General features: G+C 59.0%; 18 protein-coding genes. 6 read left to right on the top strand and 12 right to left on the bottom strand.

The window, feature by feature from the left end:
• Nucleotides 1–9: 9 nt before the first annotated feature.
• From NMA52_RS15015 to NMA52_RS15005, 3 genes are read right to left on the bottom strand one after another with little or no spacing between them, the layout of a single operon-like run.
• Entirely contained in the window at nucleotides 10–1506 is a 1497-nt protein-coding gene (locus NMA52_RS15015; RefSeq protein WP_254828515.1) for a phosphotransferase, read from the bottom strand.
• A gap of 54 nt (nucleotides 1507–1560) precedes the next feature.
• The gene (locus NMA52_RS15010; RefSeq protein ID WP_254828514.1) at nucleotides 1561–1995 is read right to left on the bottom strand and encodes a hypothetical protein; all 435 of its coding nucleotides are present in this window, start codon (nucleotides 1993–1995) and stop codon (nucleotides 1561–1563) included.
• Entirely contained in the window at nucleotides 1995–3425 is a 1431-nt protein-coding gene (locus NMA52_RS15005) for a redoxin domain-containing protein (RefSeq protein ID WP_254828513.1), read from the bottom strand. Before NMA52_RS15005 ends, NMA52_RS15010 begins: the two co-directional genes overlap by 1 nt.
• 112 nt (nucleotides 3426–3537) lie before the next feature.
• Here NMA52_RS15005 and NMA52_RS15000 point away from each other — a divergent pair, with 112 nt between their 5' ends.
• A complete protein-coding gene (locus tag NMA52_RS15000; RefSeq protein ID WP_254828512.1) occupies nucleotides 3538–4014 on the top strand; it encodes an Hsp20/alpha crystallin family protein in 477 nt (158 codons plus the stop codon).
• A gap of 8 nt (nucleotides 4015–4022) precedes the next feature.
• Here NMA52_RS15000 and aroB read toward each other — a convergent pair whose 3' ends face one another.
• Together aroB and NMA52_RS14990 are read right to left on the bottom strand one after the other, a co-directional pair.
• A complete protein-coding gene (gene aroB, locus NMA52_RS14995) occupies nucleotides 4023–5087 on the bottom strand; it encodes a 3-dehydroquinate synthase (RefSeq protein ID WP_254828511.1) in 1065 nt (354 codons plus the stop codon).
• Nucleotides 5088–5288: 201 nt separating this feature from the next.
• Nucleotides 5289–6089, bottom strand: a complete 801-nt coding sequence (locus tag NMA52_RS14990; RefSeq protein WP_254828510.1) for a hypothetical protein — start codon at nucleotides 6087–6089, stop codon at nucleotides 5289–5291.
• Nucleotides 6090–6161: 72 nt separating this feature from the next.
• Between NMA52_RS14990 and NMA52_RS14985 the strand changes: the two genes are divergently transcribed.
• Nucleotides 6162–7493: a polysaccharide deacetylase family protein gene (locus tag NMA52_RS14985; protein WP_254828509.1), complete on the top strand. Its 1332-nt coding sequence runs from the start codon at nucleotides 6162–6164 to the stop codon at nucleotides 7491–7493.
• Here the strand turns inward: NMA52_RS14985 and bshB1 are convergent.
• Complete coding sequence (bshB1, locus tag NMA52_RS14980) at nucleotides 7477–8208, bottom strand: bacillithiol biosynthesis deacetylase BshB1 (protein WP_254828508.1); 732 nt, start codon at nucleotides 8206–8208, stop codon at nucleotides 7477–7479. The two genes, NMA52_RS14985 and bshB1, sit on opposite strands and share 17 nt — an antisense overlap.
• Before the next feature lie 199 nt (nucleotides 8209–8407).
• On the opposite strand from bshB1, the gene NMA52_RS14975 reads away from it, so the two are divergent.
• From NMA52_RS14975 to NMA52_RS14965, 3 genes are read left to right on the top strand one after another with little or no spacing between them, the layout of a single operon-like run.
• Nucleotides 8408–12142 (top strand): hypothetical protein, encoded by a 3735-nt coding sequence (locus NMA52_RS14975; protein WP_254828507.1) that lies wholly within the window; start codon nucleotides 8408–8410, stop codon nucleotides 12140–12142.
• 11 nt (nucleotides 12143–12153) lie between these two features.
• Nucleotides 12154–13125, top strand: a complete 972-nt coding sequence (locus tag NMA52_RS14970) for an SdiA-regulated domain-containing protein (protein WP_254828506.1) — start codon at nucleotides 12154–12156, stop codon at nucleotides 13123–13125.
• A complete protein-coding gene (locus NMA52_RS14965) occupies nucleotides 13088–14305 on the top strand; it encodes a Pycsar system effector family protein (RefSeq protein ID WP_254828505.1) in 1218 nt (405 codons plus the stop codon). Before NMA52_RS14970 ends, NMA52_RS14965 begins: the two co-directional genes overlap by 38 nt.
• Before the next feature lie 10 nt (nucleotides 14306–14315).
• On the opposite strand, the gene NMA52_RS14960 is transcribed toward NMA52_RS14965, so the two are convergent.
• Entirely contained in the window at nucleotides 14316–15485 is a 1170-nt protein-coding gene (locus tag NMA52_RS14960) for a cellulase family glycosylhydrolase (protein ID WP_254828504.1), read from the bottom strand.
• Nucleotides 15486–15525: 40 nt separating this feature from the next.
• Nucleotides 15526–17844: an ATP-dependent helicase gene (locus tag NMA52_RS14955; protein ID WP_371930977.1), complete on the bottom strand. Its 2319-nt coding sequence runs from the start codon at nucleotides 17842–17844 to the stop codon at nucleotides 15526–15528.
• Nucleotides 17845–17933: 89 nt separating this feature from the next.
• Between NMA52_RS14955 and NMA52_RS14950 the strand changes: the two genes are divergently transcribed.
• On the top strand, nucleotides 17934–18521 hold the full coding sequence (locus NMA52_RS14950) for a Uma2 family endonuclease (RefSeq protein WP_254828502.1): 588 nt from the start codon (nucleotides 17934–17936) through the stop codon (nucleotides 18519–18521).
• Between the two features lie 7 nt (nucleotides 18522–18528).
• Here the strand turns inward: NMA52_RS14950 and NMA52_RS14945 are convergent, their stop codons facing one another.
• The 4 genes from NMA52_RS14945 to bioA all read right to left on the bottom strand — a co-directional run bounded on the left by NMA52_RS14945 (nucleotide 18529) and on the right by bioA (nucleotide 21183).
• Entirely contained in the window at nucleotides 18529–19062 is a 534-nt protein-coding gene (locus NMA52_RS14945; protein ID WP_254828501.1) for an HAD family hydrolase, read from the bottom strand.
• A 126-nt stretch (nucleotides 19063–19188) separates the two neighbouring features.
• On the bottom strand, nucleotides 19189–19434 hold the full coding sequence (gene iscX, locus NMA52_RS14940; protein WP_254828500.1) for a Fe-S cluster assembly protein IscX: 246 nt from the start codon (nucleotides 19432–19434) through the stop codon (nucleotides 19189–19191).
• Nucleotides 19435–19542: 108 nt separating this feature from the next.
• Nucleotides 19543–19884: a 2Fe-2S iron-sulfur cluster-binding protein gene (locus NMA52_RS14935; protein WP_254828499.1), complete on the bottom strand. Its 342-nt coding sequence runs from the start codon at nucleotides 19882–19884 to the stop codon at nucleotides 19543–19545.
• A 3-nt stretch (nucleotides 19885–19887) separates the two neighbouring features.
• A complete protein-coding gene (gene bioA / locus NMA52_RS14930; protein WP_254828498.1) occupies nucleotides 19888–21183 on the bottom strand; it encodes an adenosylmethionine--8-amino-7-oxononanoate transaminase in 1296 nt (431 codons plus the stop codon).
• Between the last annotated feature and the right edge of the window lie 66 nt (nucleotides 21184–21249).

Here is a 21249-nt window from a genome sequence, read left to right as displayed (position 1 = left end):
GAAAGTACGTCAGACCAGGGAAAGCACCCCCTTCAGGGGAATGGGGAGCCACGCCGGACGACTGTTAAGTTCGTATGCCACCTCGTAGACGGCCTTTTCCAGGATGAACAATTCGAGCAGCGCTTGCCGGTCCGCGGGGTCGGCCGGCAGGAACCCGGCTTCTCCGCAGGTGGTGAAGTACGCCGTGAGATAAGCGTCCGTGACTGCTCGGTACCAGTCCTCGGCCCGCCGTGTCAGGTCACGCCCACGGTAGCGTTCGGGGTTAAGCAGCAGTTGTCCCTGGGCGGCGTAGTGGAAGGAGCGTACCATCCCTCCGACGTCCTTAAGCGGCGGACGCTTCCGGCGCCGTTCGGGGATTGTCAGCAGCGGCTCCCCCTCGAAATCGATGATGTAAAAATCGTCGTCGGTATACAGTACCTGTCCCAGATGATAATCGCCGTGGATGCGCGTCAGCTCGGCCGTCATCTCGCGATCACGTAGTGCACCCAGTTTCTCCCGTAAGCGCGGAGCCGCGTCCAGTACGCTTCCCGCCAGGGACCGGACTTCCGCCGGCAGGTCGTCCAGTCGGTCGGCGAGTTGGGCGAACTGTCGGTCCAGCAGCCGAAGGGCCGCTCCGGTGATCTCGGCCCGGTAGTCGCCGGTGAGGGGCTCGGGGATCAGTTCCGGGCGGTCGGGGCCGGCGGATGCCAGTGCCGCGTGCATTTCCGCGGTCCGCTGACCGAGCAGCCGCGCCCGGTCGAGGGTTTCCTCATCCACCGGTCCGTCTTGGGCGAAGTACCGCCGGGTCAGGTCCTGAAACAGCTCCCAGGCATCCCCGCGGTTGTCCACCTTTCCGCTCATCAGTCCCAGATTGAGGTAGGTATCCTCGCTCATGTCCCCCACGCCCAGGCTGCCGCCGTAGGGCGGGCAGTGGGTGAAGTCCGTCCGTTCGCTCAGGAACCGGACGAGCTCGAGGTCGGGGTTAAGCCCGGGATCGAGTTTGCGGAACAGCTTGAAGAAGAAGCGGTCGTCGTAGATGATCGCCGTATTGCTTGTATCGATGGCCGGCACGGTGCTGCGGACACCGTCCCCTACCCCGCGCAGTACCTTTCCGGACTCGGCGGTCAGCCGGTCACTCCCCGCATCGCTGTCCCGGATCATACGAAAAACGGCGGCCCGAAAATCTTCCCGGACTACGGCGTCCGCCAGTAGTCCCGTCCCGGTGATCTCCCCCAGGATGAGTCCCGGGTGGTGCGACTGGTAAAATCCCCTCTGTTCCCGCCCCACGTTCAGGGAGAGCGGCATCTGGTAGGTCTCCCGGCTGCCGTCCGCGAAGTCCACGTCTATGATGGCGATCCCCGCATCCTCCATAACGGGGTAGAAGTCCCGGAGGCCGCAGCTATCGATGTGTTTACCCTTGCTGGTGAACCACCGTTGCAGCGGCAGGTAAGCCGGGAGCAGGACGCTGGTGAGCGCATCGATGAATTCGGAGTCCCGAAACAGATCGGAAAGGCGGGTAGCTGGCATATGGGGGTTCTCTTTCAGGAGGTACGCAAGGACGATAACTTTGTTTAGCCCGCCTCAGTTGGCGGCACGCAACAGACCGTACATCGTGCGGACGTCGTAGCGGTCCGCGGGAAAGGCCCAGTTCTTCCGGTCCTTGGTTTGGATCAACAGTACGGTTTCGTCGGTGTTGATCCCCCGCCCGACGGCCTCCATGCGTACGTTCGCCAGATTGGGGATGGGATACGCTTCTTCACCAATGGTCAGCGTAGTCGGAGAAACCGCGACCCGGGGGTATTTGAACAGGGTCCAGAAGGCTCCCAGGAAGGCCATCAGGCCGAGTAATGCACCGAAGTACGCCAGCATGGGCAACAGTACCCGCTTGCGCGGATCACTCTCCTCGGACCGGCTTGCCCGCACCGCCAGGTAGATCATGACGGCGATCAGTACCGCGCATCCCGCCAGGGTAAAGTACAGATCGCCCAGTTCGGGGATGAATTCGGTTCCTTCCATTACTTGCCGGGTGCCCGACCCTCTTTTTCGCGCTTCAGGTTGTCCAGGACCTCCCCGAGCTGCTCGGCGCTGATCCGTTTGCTCACGATCTTCTTGTCCTTGTCGAGCAGGAAGATGGCGGGCGTCGACTTGATGTCGTAGTCCTTGTAGTACCGCTGGTACGGGTCGGCTACCTGTACCCAGTCTCCCGTGCCGTTCTCGTCCACGTACTCCCAGCAATGACCCAGATCCTCTACTCCCTTAGTGCAGACGGAAAAGATAGCGATCCCCTCGTCTTTGTACCGCTCGTAAAATTCTTTCATGTGGGGGGTGGACTTTTTACACGCCGGGCAGTCGTAGCGCCAGAAATACAGGACCGTGTATTCGGCATCGACGTCGTAGAGACGTAGGTCTTCCCCTTCCCGGGTGACCATTTCCATATCCGGAGCCTGACGGCCGATAAGGAGGGGCCGCAGCCGGTCGGCGGTTTCGATCATTTTGTTGAGTTGCTCCTCGTCCGCCCAGAAGGCTTTGCCGTTGCGGTAGTAGTTGTCCACCATATGCACGTACAGCGCATCCATTCCGACGATGTTGCTGCTCGCCGCATCGTTGGTAAAGTGTACGGCGTAGAACTTGAAGGCATCGGACAGCGGGTCAAACTTCTCCAGTACGAAGTCAATGGCCCGCGCCAGGGTATCGGGATGGCGGAGTTGCAGCGTATTGACGTAGTAGTTGATTCGCTCGAAGAGGAAGGGGGTCCGCAGAAGCCGTTCGTCCTTGAGATCAAGGCCGTCGAAGTAGTGCGTTTGCAGCCAGCGCCACTGTTTCGTCCGGCGCGCCTCTTCGTCGGTTTCCTCGGGAAAATCGGGGGGGATCGCCGCCTGATTGGCCTGAATAATGGCCGAAACGAAAGCCTCCGGGTGTTCGCTGATTATTTGCTGCTGCCGGGCCTTCACCCTTGCGTCCAGTTCCTGCATCTGCTGCCGGACGTCAGCGGCGAGCGCGGGAGCCAGCGTGGAATCCGACAGCTGCGCCCGTAGAGGACCGCTCTGACCCTGCATTTCCCCCAGAAAGCCCAGGTAGTCGTAGAAAAGCTCGTTTTCCTCGCTCCCGCTCACCTGCATATCGTTCAGGATGGCTCGGTTGGTCTTCATCGTAAATTCCTGATCGTCGTCGTCTCCCACGACAAACTGGAAGTAGCTGTTGTCCGGAGACAGCACGACGAGGTAAATACCCCGGGGCAGCGCAGCCGAATCGCTGGCGAAGACGTAGTTGCCCACCTCCGTCCGGTAGGCGGTATCGATGATGTACTGATTGTCCAGCAGGTAGTAACCGAGGGTCAGGATATCCTCCTCGTACCCGTCGATCTCCACCGTGATCCGGTGAGTACCGTCCTGGGCGGAAAGGCTGAAGGAAAAGAGCGCGAAGAAGAGGAAGAAGCGTAACGGCATCATTATCGGTTAGGGGGGCAAAAGTACGGCAAATCGAACACTGCCTGAACGGTCGTCGTTGCACAAACGTCCGGTAACCAGGACTTTTAGTAAAACATTAAACACCATCATCATGCGAGAATTCACGTCATTTCGGGGCATTACCCCCGCCAACTCCCGGTACCGCCACATCGACCACCTGTTCGACGAACAGCGCAGACGACTCTTCGGCGACCAGACCATGAGCGGTGATTACGAACTCAGCATCCCCGGCGCCAACATCACGGAAATGGACGAGGAAGACCGGGGAGGATACCTCATCGAACTCGCCGCTCCGGGATACCAGCGCGATGACTTTCACGTCAGCGTCCACAACGACATTCTCACCATCAAGGGCGAACTGCACGAAGACCGGGTACGTGACCACAACTCCTACAGCCGGCGGGAGCACAACTACCACACGTTCAGCCGCAGCTTCACCCTCCCCGAAAGCACCGACGAAGAAAACATCCGGGCTACCTACACCAACGGCATCCTGGAGGTATTCGTTCCCGTGCTGCGTCCGGTGGAGGAGACCAAGACTCCCCGCCGCATTCAGGTCGGTTCCTAATCGGCGAATTAGTCCCCCAACGTATTATAGTAGTTCAGCGACCGCGTGATCATATCCGCGGTCGCTGTTCTGTTTACGGCGGCCACCCCGGGTCGGTCAAGGAAGGTGAAGTTGATCTCCTCCCCGTCGTTCTTCTTATCCTGTCGCATCAGGTCCAGCAGCTCCCGGTAGCTCGACTCCGGAACGTGCTGATGTCCGTACGTACGCAGACAGTACTGCCGTATATCGGCCAGTTCCCGCTCCCCCAGCGTACCGAGTTGATGACTAAGCCACGACTCCGTGATCATCCCGATGGCAATAGCCTCCCCGTGCAACAGTCGGTCCTCGCGGTGCAGGAAATAGCTCTCCACGGCGTGCCCGATCGTATGTCCAAAGTTCAGCGCCTTGCGTAAGCCGCGCTCCCGGGGATCTTCCAGCACGACCCGGCGCTTAATGTCTACGCTCCGCGTGATTACCGGCGCCCAGTCGATCGAGTCCAGGTCGCCTATTTGCTGAATCTCCTCCCACTGCCCGGCGTTCGCGATCAGGGCGTGTTTAATGATTTCGGCGTACCCCGACCGTAGCTCCCGCGCGGGCAGCGTACGCAGGAAGCCGGCATCTACCCATACGGCCTGCGGATTAGCGAACAGGCCGATGCTGTTCTTAACGGCAAAGAAGTCAATACCTAATTTCCCCCCGACACTGGCGTCCACCTGGCTCAGCAGGGTCGTAGGGATTTGTACAAAGTCGATCCCCCGCTTAAAGGTAGCCGCCGCGAACCCGCCCATATCGCCGATCACTCCACCCCCTAGATTGAGACAGCACCATCGGCGCCCTACCCCACCCCGGAACATTTCTTCCCAGATGTATTTGCAGGTATCCAGATGTTTATGCAGCTCCCCCGCCGGCACCACAATGGGGACCGTTGGTACATCCTCCAGCCACGGTTGAATGCGGGGCAGACAGTGCCGCTCCGTCTCCTCATCCATAATGACAACCCAGCCCGCATAACCCCGGTCGCGCAACCAGTCAAAGTGCCCGCTTCCAATAGCATCGATCACGATGCTATAATCCTCTCCTACCTTCAATTCCATACAATAGCTTGTGAATTATCCCCCACCATTACCGTCCGCCCATCACCAAAATTACTACCCCCCTAACCGACTAACCCCCTAAACTACTACCCCCTAACGTACTAACCGACTAACCCCCTAAACTACTACCCCCTAACGTACTAACCGACTAACCCCCTAAACTACTACCCCCTAACGTACTAACCGACTAACCCCCTCTCCCTACCACCGCTTTCCGATCTGAAAATTCAGGAACAAGCTTAGAAACAGCGGGCTGTTGGATACCCCCGGTGTCAGGTCGCTCTCGACCATGATGTCCGTATTGCCGAAAAAGTAATCGGCCATCACCCCGGCTTCCAGGGATTTAGCGGTCTCGTCGTAAGCCCCGAAACCGAAGTGGGTAGCGAACTTGACGTGCGCACCCGGGCGGAAACCGATTTCGTCGAGCCCGACCGTCCAGGCCGAGGCGCCGAAGATGTTGGTCTGGTTGTTGATAAATACGTCCAGGTTATCCCCCGTATACCGTACGTCAATCGGAGCGGCGTCGTTACGCTCGATCTCCAGATAGTAGGGTTTGAGCAGACCGAGGCTCGGCCCGAATTCGTAGGAATAGCCGATGGCGACGCCGCGTTCGCGCGCCTTTTCGGACAGAAACCGCTTCTTTCCGAAGCCGAGCCGGAGGGCGTACAGCTGGTTTTGCTTCCCGAACACGTAGGCGCGGCTGACGCGGTTGCTCACCACGTTTACCCGGTCCGGATTCTCCCGTCGTTCCCGGCTGTGCCGGATGTCGCCGAAGGTCAGCGTCCAGTAGCGGGTCTTATCGTAGGTGATCAACTTACCGGAGCGCACGCCGAAGAAGAAGTTGCGCGGCGTGGCCAGCGCCACGTTGAAGGTGAGCTCGTGATTGTAGATAATGCCGAGATCCTTGGCATCGTAAATGTTCCGGTTGCCGGGCAACTCCTGTTGGGCGGCAAGTCCCAGGGTAAATAGCATACCGTAACCAAGAAGGATCAATCGTCGCATGAGGGGAAAGATATACCGAAATTACAGTCCGGGCCACCCCTTTGTTGTTTGCACCTACCTTTAGCCGCTCAATTGTCGCCCGACTTGACTTCCGCTCCCGAGATCACGGTCACCACCGAAATTCGTCACCCCCGCCTGCGGTACGTCCTGCGCGTGGTCGGGGAAGATCTCGGTTACCGCTTTCGCTTCGCCAACGACCGCTCCGTCTTCGGGCAACGAACACCCCGTTACGAAATCCGGTACGGAGGCTACGGGTCCCGGGCCCTGCCCCATCACCCATTGCTTTCCGGAAAAGACACCGGACCCGCGCCCCCCGCCCAGTTGAACGACCGCGGCCTGCCTGTATTCTTCCTGACCGACGCCGGCCCCGACCTGCTGGCTTGCATCTTTTTTTGCCTGAGCCGCTACGAGGAATACGCCCCGTTTACCCCGGACCGCCACGGACGCTTTCCCGCGGAGAGGAGCCATGCTTTGCGCAACGATTACCTGCACCGCCCGGTCGTACGCGAATGGACGGCAGCCATCGGTCACCAGCTACGTGCCTGGTTTCCGGATTTGCCACCGTCCCGCCGTCACCCCTTCGTATTCCGGCCCACTTACGATATCGACCTGCTCTGGGCCTACCGTCACCGGGGCTGGCGCGGACACCTCAGTGGCCTACGCGATCTGCTGACCGGCAAACCCACCCGCTTTCTTCAGCGGCTGCGGTCCTCCACCGACCGTGATCCCTACTTCACCCTGCCCGCCCTGGAATCCCTCCACCGCCGGCACGGACTGCGGGCTATCTACTTCTGGCTGCTCGCCGACGACCGGGATACCCGCGACCCGAACCCCTACCCGATCCCCCCGGAGCAGGAAAAATGGATGCGCTCCCTGGCGACCGGAGCGGACCTCGGCATTCACCCCGGCTACCGTTCGGTGGAGCAGCCCGCGCTGATCGGCCGGGAACTGGAGCGGCTGGAAGGAATCGTTGGTCGCGCGATTACGGATTCCCGCCAACACTTCCTGCGCTTCCGGCTTCCCGACACTTATTGTCAGCTGTTAAAGCACGGAATCCGGTCCGACCACAGCATGGGCTACGCCGACCATTCCGGCTGGCGGGCGGGCACGAACCTGCCCTACCTCTGGTACGACTTGGAGCGGGAACGCGAAACGCGGTTGCGCATTCACCCCTTTGCGGCCATGGACGTTACCCTTAAAAACTACGAACGGCTTGCGGGCGCGGACGCGGGAGCCGCCGTTCTCCGTCTAGCAAGCTTGCTGGGTAGCTACGGGGGTCCCTTTCCCCTGCTATGGCACAACAGCAGTTTCGCGGAGGAATTCGGCTGGAAAGGATGGTGGGACGTCTACTCAGGACTGGTAGAGCGGCTGGTGGCCATGGGCCAGGCTAATCCAGGGTCATAAGATCCCGCACGCCGGGGTAGCGACTGACATTGAAGGCCTCGGCGAACTCGTAACCCGCCTCGCGCCCGAAGTAGCGGTTCTTGGCGGCGAGAAAGTCCATGAAATCCTTGCCGCTGATGGGGGTGGCCGCCTCCGTCGAGTACTCTCCGGGCACGTGATCGTTGAACTGGGAAGTGTAACAGGCAATGGCCTCAAACTTTTGCTGGACGTAGGGGCCGATGTCGACCACGAAATCCGGTTGGCGGTTGCGGTCCTGAATGTAGTGGTAGACGGCGCGGGGTCGCCATTTTTCCTGCTCCTCCCCCTCCAGGTTGTAGGTTTCGATCTTCTGTAGTCCACTGAGGTAGCAGGCTTCGGCGATGATGCTGGCGCTGCGGCCGTGGTCGGGATGGCGATCCGAGAGGGCATTGGCCAGTACCACGTCGGGCTGGCAGTCGCGGATAGCGGAAATGATCTTCAGTAGCGTTTTCTTGTCGGACGTAATGAAGCCATCGGGCAGGTCCAGGTTCTCCCGGAACTTGGCACCCAGCTTCTTGGCGGCCGCGTACGCCTCCCGGGTACGGATCTCGGCGTTTCCGCGGGATCCGAGCTCCCCCCGCGTCAGATCGAGCAGGCCGAAGGTGTGGCCAAGGGCGGCGTGGTGCAGCAGGGTGCCGGAGCAGCTGAGTTCTACGTCGTCCGGATGAACGCCGATGGCGAGTATATTTACTTTCATGGTCTTCGGGTGGTCTATGGTTAAGTGAGTCGCATCCCCCGCCGGAGCCGCAGGGCGGAAGCGGGGGGTGGTGACGCAAAGAACGGTAAACTCCCGGAGGGTGGGAAGTCAATCGCAAGCGTACCCTCCGGGGTCGAATCCATGCGTGCCCCGAACACCGGTGCGGAAGCGTAGTTATAAACCGAACAGTATACTCACGATGCACAAAGCCTTACTTCGCAGCACCGGCCTTTTGGCCGTGCTCCTCTCCGTCAGCCACTGTGCCGACTACAAACTTCACGAAGCAGAGATCGAGGGACTCACCAGCGAAGCCGTACCTACGGGCCAGTTGGAATACTCCACCTTTATGGTCGGCGATCTCGGTTACGATTACCAACGCGGCCTGACGACCCTGGGCACCCTGATCGAGCAGATGCCCGCCGGTAAAAAAGCGAGCTCCCTGCTCCTGTTGGGTGACATCACCGGGCCCGACGGGCTCCGCAAGAATCGTAACGAAGCGGAATCCGCCCACCTGGACGCCGTCATCGAACGCCTGCAGCGGGTACCCGGAAAAATCTACTACACGCCGGGAGAAAACGAACTGGGCCGCGACGGACAGTTCAGTCGCCTGGAACGGCTGGAAGAATACTTCGACGACCACAGCGAAAAGAAGGTGAAGTTCATGCCCAACAACGCCTGCTCCGGACCCGACGACGAAGAGCTCTTCGACCGCATCGGGCTGCTTGGCATCAATACCGCCTGGTACATGAGCGACTGGGATCGCGACGAAGAGGTGAGCGAGGGCTGCGATTTTACTAACCGGGACGCGGTGACGTTCGCGCTGGCCGACGAGATCAAGGGCTACCGCGACCAAGTGAAGATCGTCATGATGCACCACCCCCTCCAGGCCAACGGCAACCGCGGCGGGCAGTACAGTCTCAGCCAACACCTGTTCCCCCTGGCGGACCTCATCCCCGGAGCCTATGTACCCCTTCCGGTCGTGGGCAGCATCTTCCGGCTTATCCAGGGCGTCGGTGGCGGGCAGCAGGACCTCCACAACCTTCGTTACCAGGAGTTCATCAACAAAGTGAAGGCCGGCATCGACGACGAGATCAACGTCATCTTCGTCAGTGGTCACGAGCACAACATGATGCTGGTGCACGAAGGCGAGTATATGCAAGTCGTGGCGGGATCGGGAAGCGTCCGCGGTCCCGGCATCGGCGGCAATGATGCCAACTTCGTACAGGGAGCCGTGGGCTACAGCCGCCTGGACTTCTACGATACGGGCTCCGTATACATCGGATTCTATACCGTTGGGGAAGATGGGCAGGAGGAGCGCGTCTTTTACCGGCGCATCATCGAGGACCGCTTCGCCCCCCAGGACGAAGGGATCGAGGAGGTTCCTACTGAAACCGTTACCGAAAAGACGGTTAAGGCTTCCATCTACGCCAACGAAGCCGAAGACAGAAACCTGGCTTACCGCAAAACCTTCGGTCGGCACTACCGGCCGCTGTACTACCTACCCGTGGAAGTTCCGGTACTCAAGATCGATACCATCTTCGGTGGCCTCAACCCCTACCGCCGGGGCGGGGGCATGACCACCATGAGTCTGCACACCGAGGGAGGCGACGGCCACCTGTACCAGCTGCGGTCGGTACGGAAGAACCCCGCCCAGTTGCTTCCCAGTCTGCTGGAAAAAAGCTTCGCGGCCGACCTGGCCAAGGATCAGTTCACCGCTATCCACCCCTACGCTCCCCTCACCCTGCCTCCGATGCAGGAACGGCTGGGCCTCCTCGCCGCGGATCCCTACCTCTTCTACGTCCCCAAACAACCCGCTCTGGGCAATTTCAACACCAACTTCGGCGGTGAGATGTACTGGCTCGAACAGCGGCCGGACGAAGACTGGAGCGGCACCCGCTTCTTCGGCGGCAGTAAGGAGATCATCAGCAACAGCAAGATGCGCGAAGCCCTGCTGGACGACTGGAAACACTACGCCGACCAGGAGAATTACGCCCGGGCCCGGCTGTTCGACTTTCTGATCGGCGACTGGGACCGTCACCGCGACCAGTGGCGCTGGGCGGCGTTCCCGGAGGAGGACGGACGTACGCGCTACGAGGCCGTCGGCCGGGACCGCGACCAGGTATTCAGCAATTTCGATGGCGGCCTGCTCGGCGTGGCCCGGGTATTCGTCCCCGAAGCCCGGAAGCTGCGGCCCTTCACCGGCGACCTCGATAAAGCCCGGTGGCGGGGACTCAACGGAAAGTGGAACGACCGGGTATTCCTGAACGCCGTAACCCGGGAGCAGATGGTGGCCCAGGCCCAGGAGATCCAAAGCCTCCTCACCGACGAACTCATCGACAGCGCCCTGCAGCGGATGCCCCCGGAAGTACTGCCCTACAGTCTCGAACAGGAAAACATCGCCGGCAAACTCAAGCAGCGCCGCGACCAACTCGACCGCTTTGCCGGCGAATACTACGAGACGCTGGCCAAACGCGTCAACGTTCTGGGTACCGACAGCGACGACTACTTCCTGCTCACGGGCCTTCCCAACGGCGACCTGCACGTCCAGGTATACGACGCCGACAAGGACGGCGAAGCGGACGAGCTGTACTACGACCGCACCTTCCACGCCGGTGAGACGGACTACGTGACCGTGTACGGCATGGACGGAGACGATCACTTCGAACTGACGGGTGAGCGTAGCCGCATCAACCTGCGCGTGATCGGTGGCACCGACGGAGACCGGGTGAATGCCAGCGGTCGCCTGACCGCCCGGGTGTACGACGAGGAGGAAGGTATGGACCTGAGTGGAAATACCGCCCGACTGCGGGACCGCCGCAACGATGACCACCCCGAACTCAATACTTTTGACTTCCAGGAGTATTACCCCAACTACACGACGCCGGTCCCCTCGCTGGGATTCAACGTGGACGACGGCTTTTTCGTCGGTGGCGGACTGGTGCATACGGTCACTGGCTTCAAACCGGACCCTTACGCCCAGCGGCATACCCTCATGGGCAGCTACAGCACCAACGAATTTTACAAGTTCACTTACGCGGGGGAGCTGAACAACACCTTCGGTCGCAAGAAGGACCTGACCATCGGTGCCCATTACTTCAGCCCCGGTTACGTCGCCAACTTCTTCGGCTTGGGCAATGAGGGGGTCGGGCAACCGGATGCCGACGATATCGACCTGGACGAGGACCTCATTCTCGAATACAACCGGGCCCGCCGCCAGGAGGTGTTCTTCAATCCCATGCTCCGGCTCCGGGGCAAACGCAACCGCTTCAGTTTCTCCGTCGGGCCCTTCTACCACAGTTACGACCTCGACGATGCACCCGACTATACCCTCATCCAGAATACCCAGGAAATCGATCCGCTGGTATTCGACCGCCAGGCTTTCGCCGGCATCGAAGCCGCCATCTCCTCCAACAACCTGGCAATCCCGCTGATGGCGGATAACGGCATCAAGTACGAGCTTTTCGCCCGCCAGAGCTGGAACCTCGACAACAGCGACCTGCAAACGACGAAGTACGGAGGCAACCTTACCTTCTACCGGATGCTGACTAAGGCCATCAACTTTGCTACCCGCGTCGGGGTGGAGTTCAATACGGGTGACCCACTGTACTACCAGCTGGCCAGTATGGGGGGACGCATGAACTACCGTGCCGCGCGGGTCGATCGCTACCTGGGAAACAATATGGTCTATCAGAACATTGACCTGCGCTTCATGGGTTTTGGTTTCGGTAAGGGAGAGGTACCGACCGTAGGTGGTTTCATCCTCGGCCTTGACCACGGCCGCGTCTGGCTCGACGGCGAAGACAGCAGTACCTGGCACTTCGGCTACGGCGGCGGTGTCTGGGTCGCTCCTCTGGGAGCCACCATCCTGAGCGCTACCTACTTCCTGGACGAAGAGCGTGGCCGCTTTAACTTTGCCGCAGGATTTCCTTTCTAAAGTATTCGCACATGAACAGTATCTGGGAAAGACCCAACCTAATATCCATCATCATCTTGGTGATCATACTGGCCGTGGGGACCGGATACGTACTCTTCACCCTGCAGCAACGCCCGGAGACGGAGAGCTTCACCGTTGACGATGATTACTACTTCCCGTACAATTTCGACCGGCTGGACCGGGTCGTGAAGCTGCCGGGAGAGCTCGACGAGATCAGCGGGTTGTGCCGGGGCTTCCGGCCCGACGAGGTATTTGCCGTACAGGATGAGGAGGGCATCATGTTTCGGGTCAATACGGTCAGCGGCCAGCTCCTCCAGGAGATCACCTTCGGCAAGGACCTGGACTACGAGGGGTTGACCCGCAAGGACCGCCAGTTCTACGCCCTGGAGGCCGACGGCGACATCCACACCTTCTCCTACACCCAGGATACCCTGACGGAAGTGGAGTCGAATAAACTGGAAACCTCCTTCAGCTACCGCAACGATACGGAGGGCATCTGCTACGATTCCATTACCAATACCCTACTGATCGTCCCGAAGGCTCAGGAACTCAATCCGCAAGGAGATAACGAAACCCGCCGGGGCATCTACACTTACGATCTGCTCGAAAATCGCCTGAATAATCAGCCGACTTACTTCATTGACGGGCTCGTCGTGGGCCAGATCATTTTCGGTAAGAACCGGGAATACGTCATTAAACCCAGCGGGATTGCCGTCGAGCCCGCCACGGGCTACATTTTCGTAATCTCCGCCGTCGGTAATATCCTGGTCGTGATCGACCGCGACAGCCAGGTCAAGCACGTCGAACTACTCGAACAGAACGTATTCCGCCAGCCGGAAGGGATTACCTTCGGTCCCAACGGTGAACTTTACATCAGCAGCGAGGGCCGTGGAGGACACGGTATGATCGCCACACTCACCCGTAATGCACAAATCACCAACGACAATGGATCAAGAGGAGAAGGCGACCGCCGAGAAAACTGAGGATACGGTTTTTGACCGCGCGAAGGGGTACGTCCGCAATCGTTTTAACGAGGCGCTCGACCCTATCTACCTCTTCCACAACTACGCCTACGCCGAAGAGATCGCCGAAAAGATCGTTGAGCTGGCGGAGGACGCCCAGCTAGATGAAACGCTGACCGAACAGCTGCGGCTGGCCGCACTATTCTATCCGCTCGGCTACATCGGTGGCAGCAAAAAATTCGCCGAGCGATCCGCCGCCGAGTTCAAAACCTTCGCCCAGGAGGAAAGCATCCCGGCGGCGGAAGACATTGCTTCCTGGATAACCACCGCACCCGCGGCCACCGCCAAAAGCCCCTTTGAGGTACGCCTGTTACACGATGCCGCCTGGAGCTGGCTGGGACGTAAACGGTACGAGCGCCGGTCAAATCTGCTGCAACTCGAGCGGGAAGCACTCGACGGGAAGGTGGGGGATCCGGTCAAGTTCGGTCAGGAGATGCAAGATTTCCTGCTGAAGTTCAACTACCTCACCGACGTAGGTAAAGAGGAATTCGACGGCCGGCGGCGCAAGAACGTCAGTAAGCAGCAGAGCAACAACTACAAAATCCAGCAGAAGGAAGTCAAGGCCAAGACCGGTAAGAACTTCGGCCGCGGCATCGACACCATGTACCGCACCGCCTTCCGTAACCACATCAACCTAAGCCGTATCGCCGACGACAAGGCGAACATGATGATCTCAATCAATACGATCATCCTGTCGATTCTCATCGCCGTTTCCGGTGCCGGTCTGAGCTTCTTCGAGGAACTCTTCTTCGAGGATCCGGAATTTCTGGCCCCCATCATCATTCTGCTCATCAGCTCCCTCACGGCGGTCATCTTCGCGGTGTTCTCCGCGCGGCCGAAGGTAACCGAATACCGGATCAAGAAGCGCAAACTGCTCGAAAGTAAGGAGGCCAGCCTGCTCTACTTCGGCAACTTTCTGAAGCTCGAAAAATCGGACTTCATCAAGTACATGTCGAAGATGAAAATGGATCAGGACAGTCTCTACGACGATCTGGGGCGCGACCTCTACGACCTGGGGCAGGTCCTGCACCGCAAGTACCTGCTGCTCACGATCAGCTACAATACCTTCATCGGCGGACTGGCCCTGGCGGTCATCATCTTCCTGACGGTCTACATCTTCAATCTGACCTCCCTGTCGTAGGGCGGTTGATCTACCGGGCCGTCAACTCCTTGATCAGCGCGACTTCGGTACTGTCGTAAGCCGTCCCGTCCGGCCGGAATACGTCGTGAAACCACCGATGGGGCTCCGCGGTGAAGGTGCTGTCCCAGCTCGACCACGGATAGATGGTCTGGCTCTTTCCGGACACCAATCCCCAATTGTAGGCGCCGATGTTTTGCTCCCGGAATACCGGTAAGTATCCGGCGAAGGTGCTGCCGTTGGTGCGGGCCATGTACTCGGTACACACGATGGGCCGGCCGTAGCGGGGCAGGACGTCCAGGTACGAAGCTTGCAGTTGCTCCGGCGTACCGTAGGAATGAAAGGAGATGATGTCCGAGTTATTCAGTTGAAACGCATTGAAGGCCCCCAGGCTATCGGGATTGCGCAAGTCGCCGATCCATACGCCGGCCGTCAGCGGCTGGGAGGGGTTTACTTCCCTCCCCCACTCGAAGCAGGACCGCAGCAGCGGGAAGACCCGGTCGCCCTTGGTATTGGCGCGCTCGTTGGGAAACTTGCCGAAGTTGTTGTTGTCCGGCTCGTTGTACAGATCGTACATGAAGATGCGCTCGTCGCCGTCGAAGTGGCGGAGGATGCCCTGGACGTATGATTTGAACTGGGGGAAGTGGCTGCGGTCACCTGGGAGCTGGCGTTCGGGGGGGCTCTGCACCCAGCCGCTGTTGTGCGTATGGGGCTTGGGGGCGGGCTGGGGCCCGAGTTGACTCTCCGGGTTCCAGACGGCGTCGAACAGCACGAAGGTGGTCGATATGCCGTGGCGATCGGCGACGCCGAGGTACTGTTCCAGCCGGTCGAGAAAGGCCGTACTGTCTTGCTCCCAGAGTAGGTTGTGTAGGTACACCCGCATGGAATTCATACCGATGGACGAGGCCCAGGCAAGCTCCTCGCTGATCTGCGCGGTATCGAAGGTGGCGGCCTGGAACATTTCCAGCTGGTTGATGGCCCCGCGGTTGTTGTAGTTAGCGCCCACGATCCACGGACGGTCGTCGTAATAGGCCTGTGCCCGTTCCTTCGACCAGCGCCCCGCTACCGTCGAGGTATCGAAGCGAACGAACTTAGACCCGTCGACGGTCTCTTCGCCCGGTCCTGCGGGGTTTCCGCAGGAAAATAGTGCGGTGAATAACAATAGGAACATGATCGGCTTCATGCGACCAATGTAGCAACTTTCCCGAAGCAACGGAACTCCGCTAATCCAGCACCTGCAACTTAGCGAACTTCAGCATGATGCGCTTTTCCGGTTGGGGCAGATCGCTAAAGTGGATGGTGGCGATGCGGTTGTCCGATCCTCCGTCCACGTGCAGCACCTTTCCCTCCCCGAATTTCAGGTGCAGGACCCGGCGCCCGGTCTCGACTTCGCTGTCCGGACTCGGCTCGAAGGTGGCGGGATCCACCTTAGGCGCGGCGAATTTGGCGGTCCCCCGGCGTTTATTGGGCGTGATGCCCGTGACCCGCGCCCGGTGTTCCCGCTGCCGGGCGACCTTATCGAATTCGAAGTCGTTGCTGCGGCGTCCGCCCCCGGTGGTATTCTCCACGGCGTCGGCCGGCACCTCCGCCAGGAATCGGCTGGGTTCGTTCATGACCATCTTCCCGTAGCGGTACCGGGTATTGGCGTAGCTGAGCGTCAGGTACAGTTCGGCCCGGGTGATGGCGACGTAGAATAGCCGGCGCTCCTCGTCGAGCCCCTCCATACTATCCATGCTCATCCAGCTGGGAAAGAGCTTTTCCTCCAGGCCTACGACGAAGACGGACTTGTACTCCAGGCCCTTGGCGGCGTGTACCGACATGAGGGTGACCACGTCGGTGTTGCTGGAATCGCTCTCGTCGGCGTCGGTAAGGAGGGCGATATTCTGCAGATAGGTAGCGAGGGATTTGTCGGGCAGGGTGTCCGTGTCGATGACAGTGTCGTCTTCGACGAACGATTTGATGCCATCCAGCAGTGCTTCGTGGTTTTCGAGACGCCCCATGCCCTCGATGGATTTATCGTTGCGCAGCATGTCGGTCAGTCCGCTGCCCTTAGCGATCAGGTCCGCGAGCTCGTAAGCATTGGCGGTATCGACCTTTGCCGTGGCTTCCTCGATGAGGCTGATGTAACCGTCGGCGGCGTGGCGGGTACGGTTGGGCAGCGCGACGTGCTTGAGCGCCTCGAACAAAGTCAGATTTTGCTGACGGGCGAGCGCCGTTACTTTCCCGACACTGGTGCCGCCGATGCCCCGTTTGGGGTGATTGATGGAGCGGCGGAAGGCCTCTTCGTCGTTCGGATTGACGACCATGCGCAGGTAGGCGATCAGGTCCTTTACCTCCTTGCGCTGGTAGAAGCTCTGTCCGCCGTACACCCGGTAGGCGATGTTGAAGCGGCGCAGGTATTCCTCGAAGATGCGCGACTGGGAGTTGGTCCGGTACAGGATCGCTACGTCGCTGTTCTGCAGGTGGTAGCGGTTCTTCTGTTCGAGTATGGTGTCCGCCACCCGTCTTCCTTCCTCATTGTCGTCGACGGCCTTGATGATGCGGATCTTGTCACCCACGCCCTTGTCGCTCCAAATATTTTTCTGGATCTGTCGCTTGTTGTAGCTGATGACGGCATTGGCCGTATTTACGATGTTTTCCGTGCTCCGGTAATTCTGTTCCAGTTTGAATACCTGGATGTTGTGCTGGCCGAAGTCGTTCTCGAAATCGAGGATGTTCTGGATGGTCGCTCCACGGAACGCGTAAATCGACTGGGCGTCATCACCGACCACGCAGATGTTGCGGGGACTATCCGGGTACTGCACCAGTTTTTTGATGATGGCGTACTGCAGCGTATTGGTATCCTGAAACTCGTCGACCAGTACGTACTTGAACTTCTCCCGGTACTTCTGCACCACTTCCGGCACGTTCTGCATCAGTTCGAACAGGCGGAACAGCAGGTCGTCGAAGTCCATCGCGCCGGCCTGTTTGCAGCGGGCGACGTAGGCGGTGTAGATCTTGTAGACGAGGGGCATATTGGCCATCTTATCCTGGGCCAGCAGTTCCTCGTTCTTTTCGTACAGCTTGGGGGTGATCAGGCTACTTTTCGCCGAGCTGATCCGGTTCTTGATCGCGTTGGCTCCGTACACCTTGGTGTCGAGGTTCATCTCCCGGATGATGGAGTTCAGCAGGCTCTTGGTATCGTCCGTATCGTAGATCGTGAAGTTGCTCGGGTAGCCGATGTGCTGGGCCTCCACGCGCAGGATGCGCGCGAACAGGCTGTGGAAGGTACCCGCCCAGATGTAGCTGGCCCGTTTACCGACTACGTGCTCGATCCGCTCCTTCATCTCCCGGGCGGCCTTGTTGGTGAAGGTCAGCGCGAGAATTTCCCAGGGGGCCGTTCCCTGCTCGATGATGTAAGCGATGCGGAAGGTGAGCACCCGCGTTTTACCCGATCCCGGTCCGGCAACTACGAGCACCGGCCCGTCCGTGGTCGTGACCGCCTGCCGCTGCACGTCGTTGAGGGAATCAAGGTAGCTGCTGGTCTTGGGTTCGGGCATCATGTATCGGTTTCGAGCGGGCGGCCAAGATAAGCAACAATTTGTTTGGCGGGGCCGCGGGAGCCGGGTATATTAGCACAAAGCAATGAATGATGGCCGTAGCCCAAGTCACTAAACTGCCTATATCTGAATACCTCTCCTTCGAGCACCGGGGAGAAATGCGATACGAATATCATAACGGTGAGGTATATGCTATGGCCGGGGGTACGATCGCTCACACCATTTTAAGTTCTAACACCCAACGTTTAATCGGAAATGCCTTAACTGTTGCGGGTAAAAATTGTATATCGCTGAACTCAGATGTAAAGATCGAGATTGAGGCCGCTCACCGTTACATCTACCCCGACGCCGCCGTCGTCTGTGGAAAAATCAATGAATCCACTATGATAAAGGGTGCCATTCTTAATCCGCGTGTGGTTGTCGAAGTGATCTCGGAGACGTCGGCAGACTACGACCGGGGCGCTAAAATGCGGTACTACCTGTCACTGATCACGCTCAAAGAATATCTCCTGATTGATCAAGACAAAGCGCACGTCACCCTCTACCGACGCCATGAGGAAAGCAATCTTGGCAGCTTCCACTACGCTGATGGACTAGAAGATTCAATCGAGTTGAAAAGTATTGGCGTTATACTCCCACTACGTGAGCTATACCAAAACGTCGATCTTGAAGATAAGTAGTTGTGCCCTAAACACTCGTCGGTAACGCATCGGCCGGATCGTCGGGCAGCCACTTTCCGTGTAACCGCAGGGTCCGCTCGATCACGTCCCGCACCGCTCCCGCGCCCCCGCACCTGCTGCTGACGTACTTGGCGATCGACAGGATTTCCGGGCAGGCATCCTGCGGGCAGGTCGGAAATCCCACCAGCCGCATTACCTCGTAGTCCGGCACGTCGTCGCCCATAAACAGCACGTGCTCGTCGTCTAGGTCGTAGAGGTCCATAAATTCCCGGTACGCCTCTACCTTATCCTGTACGCCGTAATAGATATCCACTACTCCGAGCCCCTGCAGTCGCGACACCACGCCCTGGCTCTTCCCCCCCGTGATCACGCATACCCGGTACCCTTTCTCCAGCGCCCGTTTGATGGCGTACCCATCCCGCACGTTCATCTGCCGCAACAAGCCGCCGTCCTCGAGTATGATCAACTGCGAATTGGTCAGTACCCCATCGACGTCGAAGATGAAGGTGGTAATGTCTGCGAAGCGTTCGAGTTCGTTCATTTCTGGTATGGTGGTAATTTGGTAGGATGGTAGGGTGGTAGGGTGGTAGGGTGGTAGGGTGGTATGGTGGTAATGTGGTAGTCTACAAGACCATATTACCCCACTACCAACCTACCACACTACCAATCACTGATTCTCCCTCCACTCATACACCCACTTCGCCTGAATTTGCTCGAGGTGCTCTTCGGTAGATTGCTCGCGGGTACCGGTGAACTGCGGGATTTCGAGGATCCAGTCGAGTAAGTCGGTGAAGCGGATGCGGTAGATCTTATCCTGTCCGAAGTCATCGCCGAATTTATCGTACAACGCAATGGCGATATCCTCGTGATCGGCCCAGCCGAAGGGAAAGTCGTTGAAGTCTTTAAAGCTCAAAATGTAGTAGTTTAGTTCGTTAGGCAATAAAGCATTAGTGGTCAAATTCCTTAGTCGACGGACTGGGCAAAGCATTGCCTATAACGGACTAAAGAACTAACCTACTACTTAGTGTTCGTGTCCGATGATACGGCTCTGATCCGGGATTTCTACTTCGATGACGGCGTCCTCGTCCAGGATCACGGCCTGGCAGCCGAGGCGGCTTTCGATGCGGGGGTTGATGGCCCGGTCGATGAAGTCCTCTTCCTTATCGCTGATCTCTTCCAGCGCGTCTTCACCACTGTTGACGTAGATATGGCAGGTCGAGCAGGCGCATACCTCACCGCAGTTGTGATTCAGGTGAATGCCATTCTCCTCGGTCACCTCCAGAATGCTTACATCCGTGGGGACGTTTTCCACCGTTTTGGGCGGAATATTCTTATCCTCAAAGGTAAATTTTACGGTAGCCATCGGTCAGGGGTCATTTTCGGGTTGCAAAGCTAGAACATATTTAACGACCGTAGTGCACAGCAGTTCTAAGGCGTCGTCACTTATGACGTAAGGAGGCATCAGGTAGATCAGGCGGCCGAAGGGTCTGATCCAGACTCCGCGCTCCACGCAGAAGGCTTGGAACTTCGCGACGTCCACCGCATCCCGTGTCTCCACCACCCCAATGGCTCCGAGTACGCGCACTTCCTTCACGGCGGCACTCCGGGCGGCGGGGCGCAGGTGCAGCGACAGCCCCCGGGAAATGCGATGAATACGGGCTTGCCAGTCCTCGCGTAGTAGCAGGTCGATACTGGCCACGGCCACGGCACAGGCCAGCGGGTTGGCCATGAAGGTTGGGCCGTGCATCATTACGCCCGCCTCGCCGCGCCCGATGGTATCCGCCACTTCGCCGGTACAGAGCGTAGCCGCCAGGGTCAGGTATCCGCCGGTGAGGGCTTTCCCTACGGTCATTATGTCGGGAATTGCTCCCGCGTCCCCGCCCGCGAAGAGCTTGCCCGTCCGTCCAAAACCGGTGGCAATCTCGTCGTAGATCAGGAGCAGTCCGTGACGGTCGCAGAGTTCCCGAAAGACGCGTAGATAAGCTGGATTGTAAAAGTGCATTCCCCCAGCCCCCTGTACCACCGGTTCGACGATGAAGGCCGCGGCGCGATCGGCGTGGGTGGCGAAAAACGCTTTCAGGCCCGCGAGGTAAGCGGTAGCAACCGGCGCGTCGTAACCACCGGGTGGGCGGTCGTAGAATTCGTGTTTGGGTAGAAAACCCGTAAAGAGTTGGTGCATACCCGTCACCGGATCGCAGACCGACATCGGGCCCGTCGTATCTCCGTGGTAGCCGCCCCGCAGGGTGAGGAAGGTAGTGCGGCTGCGCCCCCGTGCGTGCTGGTACTGAACGGCCATTTTCATGGCGACCTCGACGCTTACCGAACCGCTATCGGCCAGAAATACCCGCTCGAGACCGTCCGGCGTAATCTCCACCAACCGCCTACCTAATTCAATAGCCGGTTCGTGGGTAAGTCCACCAAACATGACGTGCGACATCTTGGCCAGCTGATCGGTGGCCGCCCGGTTGAGTTCCGGCACGTTGTAGCCGTGAATGGCGCACCACCAACTCGACATGCCGTCGACCAACTCGCGCCCGTCAGCCAGTTTCAACCGATACCCATTCGCCGACTCTACCGCATAAACCGGCAGCGGATCGGCCAGACTCGTGTAGGGATGCCATAAGTGACGTCGGTCGAAATCAAGGTCAGAAGAGTCAATCATCTACTGGGCACAGCAGCGTTCCGGGAGCCACCCAACGCCACGAGCGCAGCGAGCTTCCACGCAAAT

The sequence above is a fragment of the Lewinella sp. JB7 genome, assembly GCF_024297185.1.
Taxonomy (GTDB): domain Bacteria; phylum Bacteroidota; class Bacteroidia; order Chitinophagales; family Saprospiraceae; genus Neolewinella.
This window is presented reverse-complemented; position numbering and strand designations above follow the sequence as displayed.

Coding starts and splice junctions, on each gene's coding strand:
- NMA52_RS14955 (WP_371930977.1), bottom strand. CDS start 17,844: ATGATGCCCGAACCCAAGACCAGCAGCTACCTTGATTCCCTCAACGAC.
- NMA52_RS15005 (WP_254828513.1), bottom strand. CDS start 3,425: ATGCCGTTACGCTTCTTCCTCTTCTTCGCGCTCTTTTCCTTCAGCCTT.
- NMA52_RS14960 (WP_254828504.1), bottom strand. CDS start 15,485: ATGAAGCCGATCATGTTCCTATTGTTATTCACCGCACTATTTTCCTGC.
- NMA52_RS15015 (WP_254828515.1), bottom strand. CDS start 1,506: ATGCCAGCTACCCGCCTTTCCGATCTGTTTCGGGACTCCGAATTCATC.
- bioA (WP_254828498.1), bottom strand. CDS start 21,183: ATGATTGACTCTTCTGACCTTGATTTCGACCGACGTCACTTATGGCAT.
- NMA52_RS15000 (WP_254828512.1), top strand. CDS start 3,538: ATGCGAGAATTCACGTCATTTCGGGGCATTACCCCCGCCAACTCCCGG.
- NMA52_RS15010 (WP_254828514.1), bottom strand. CDS start 1,995: ATGGAAGGAACCGAATTCATCCCCGAACTGGGCGATCTGTACTTTACC.
- NMA52_RS14965 (WP_254828505.1), top strand. CDS start 13,088: ATGGATCAAGAGGAGAAGGCGACCGCCGAGAAAACTGAGGATACGGTT.
- NMA52_RS14990 (WP_254828510.1), bottom strand. CDS start 6,089: ATGCGACGATTGATCCTTCTTGGTTACGGTATGCTATTTACCCTGGGA.
- NMA52_RS14975 (WP_254828507.1), top strand. CDS start 8,408: ATGCACAAAGCCTTACTTCGCAGCACCGGCCTTTTGGCCGTGCTCCTC.
- NMA52_RS14950 (WP_254828502.1), top strand. CDS start 17,934: ATGGCCGTAGCCCAAGTCACTAAACTGCCTATATCTGAATACCTCTCC.
- bshB1 (WP_254828508.1), bottom strand. CDS start 8,208: ATGAAAGTAAATATACTCGCCATCGGCGTTCATCCGGACGACGTAGAA.
- NMA52_RS14970 (WP_254828506.1), top strand. CDS start 12,154: ATGAACAGTATCTGGGAAAGACCCAACCTAATATCCATCATCATCTTG.
- NMA52_RS14945 (WP_254828501.1), bottom strand. CDS start 19,062: ATGAACGAACTCGAACGCTTCGCAGACATTACCACCTTCATCTTCGAC.
- NMA52_RS14935 (WP_254828499.1), bottom strand. CDS start 19,884: ATGGCTACCGTAAAATTTACCTTTGAGGATAAGAATATTCCGCCCAAA.
- aroB (WP_254828511.1), bottom strand. CDS start 5,087: ATGGAATTGAAGGTAGGAGAGGATTATAGCATCGTGATCGATGCTATT.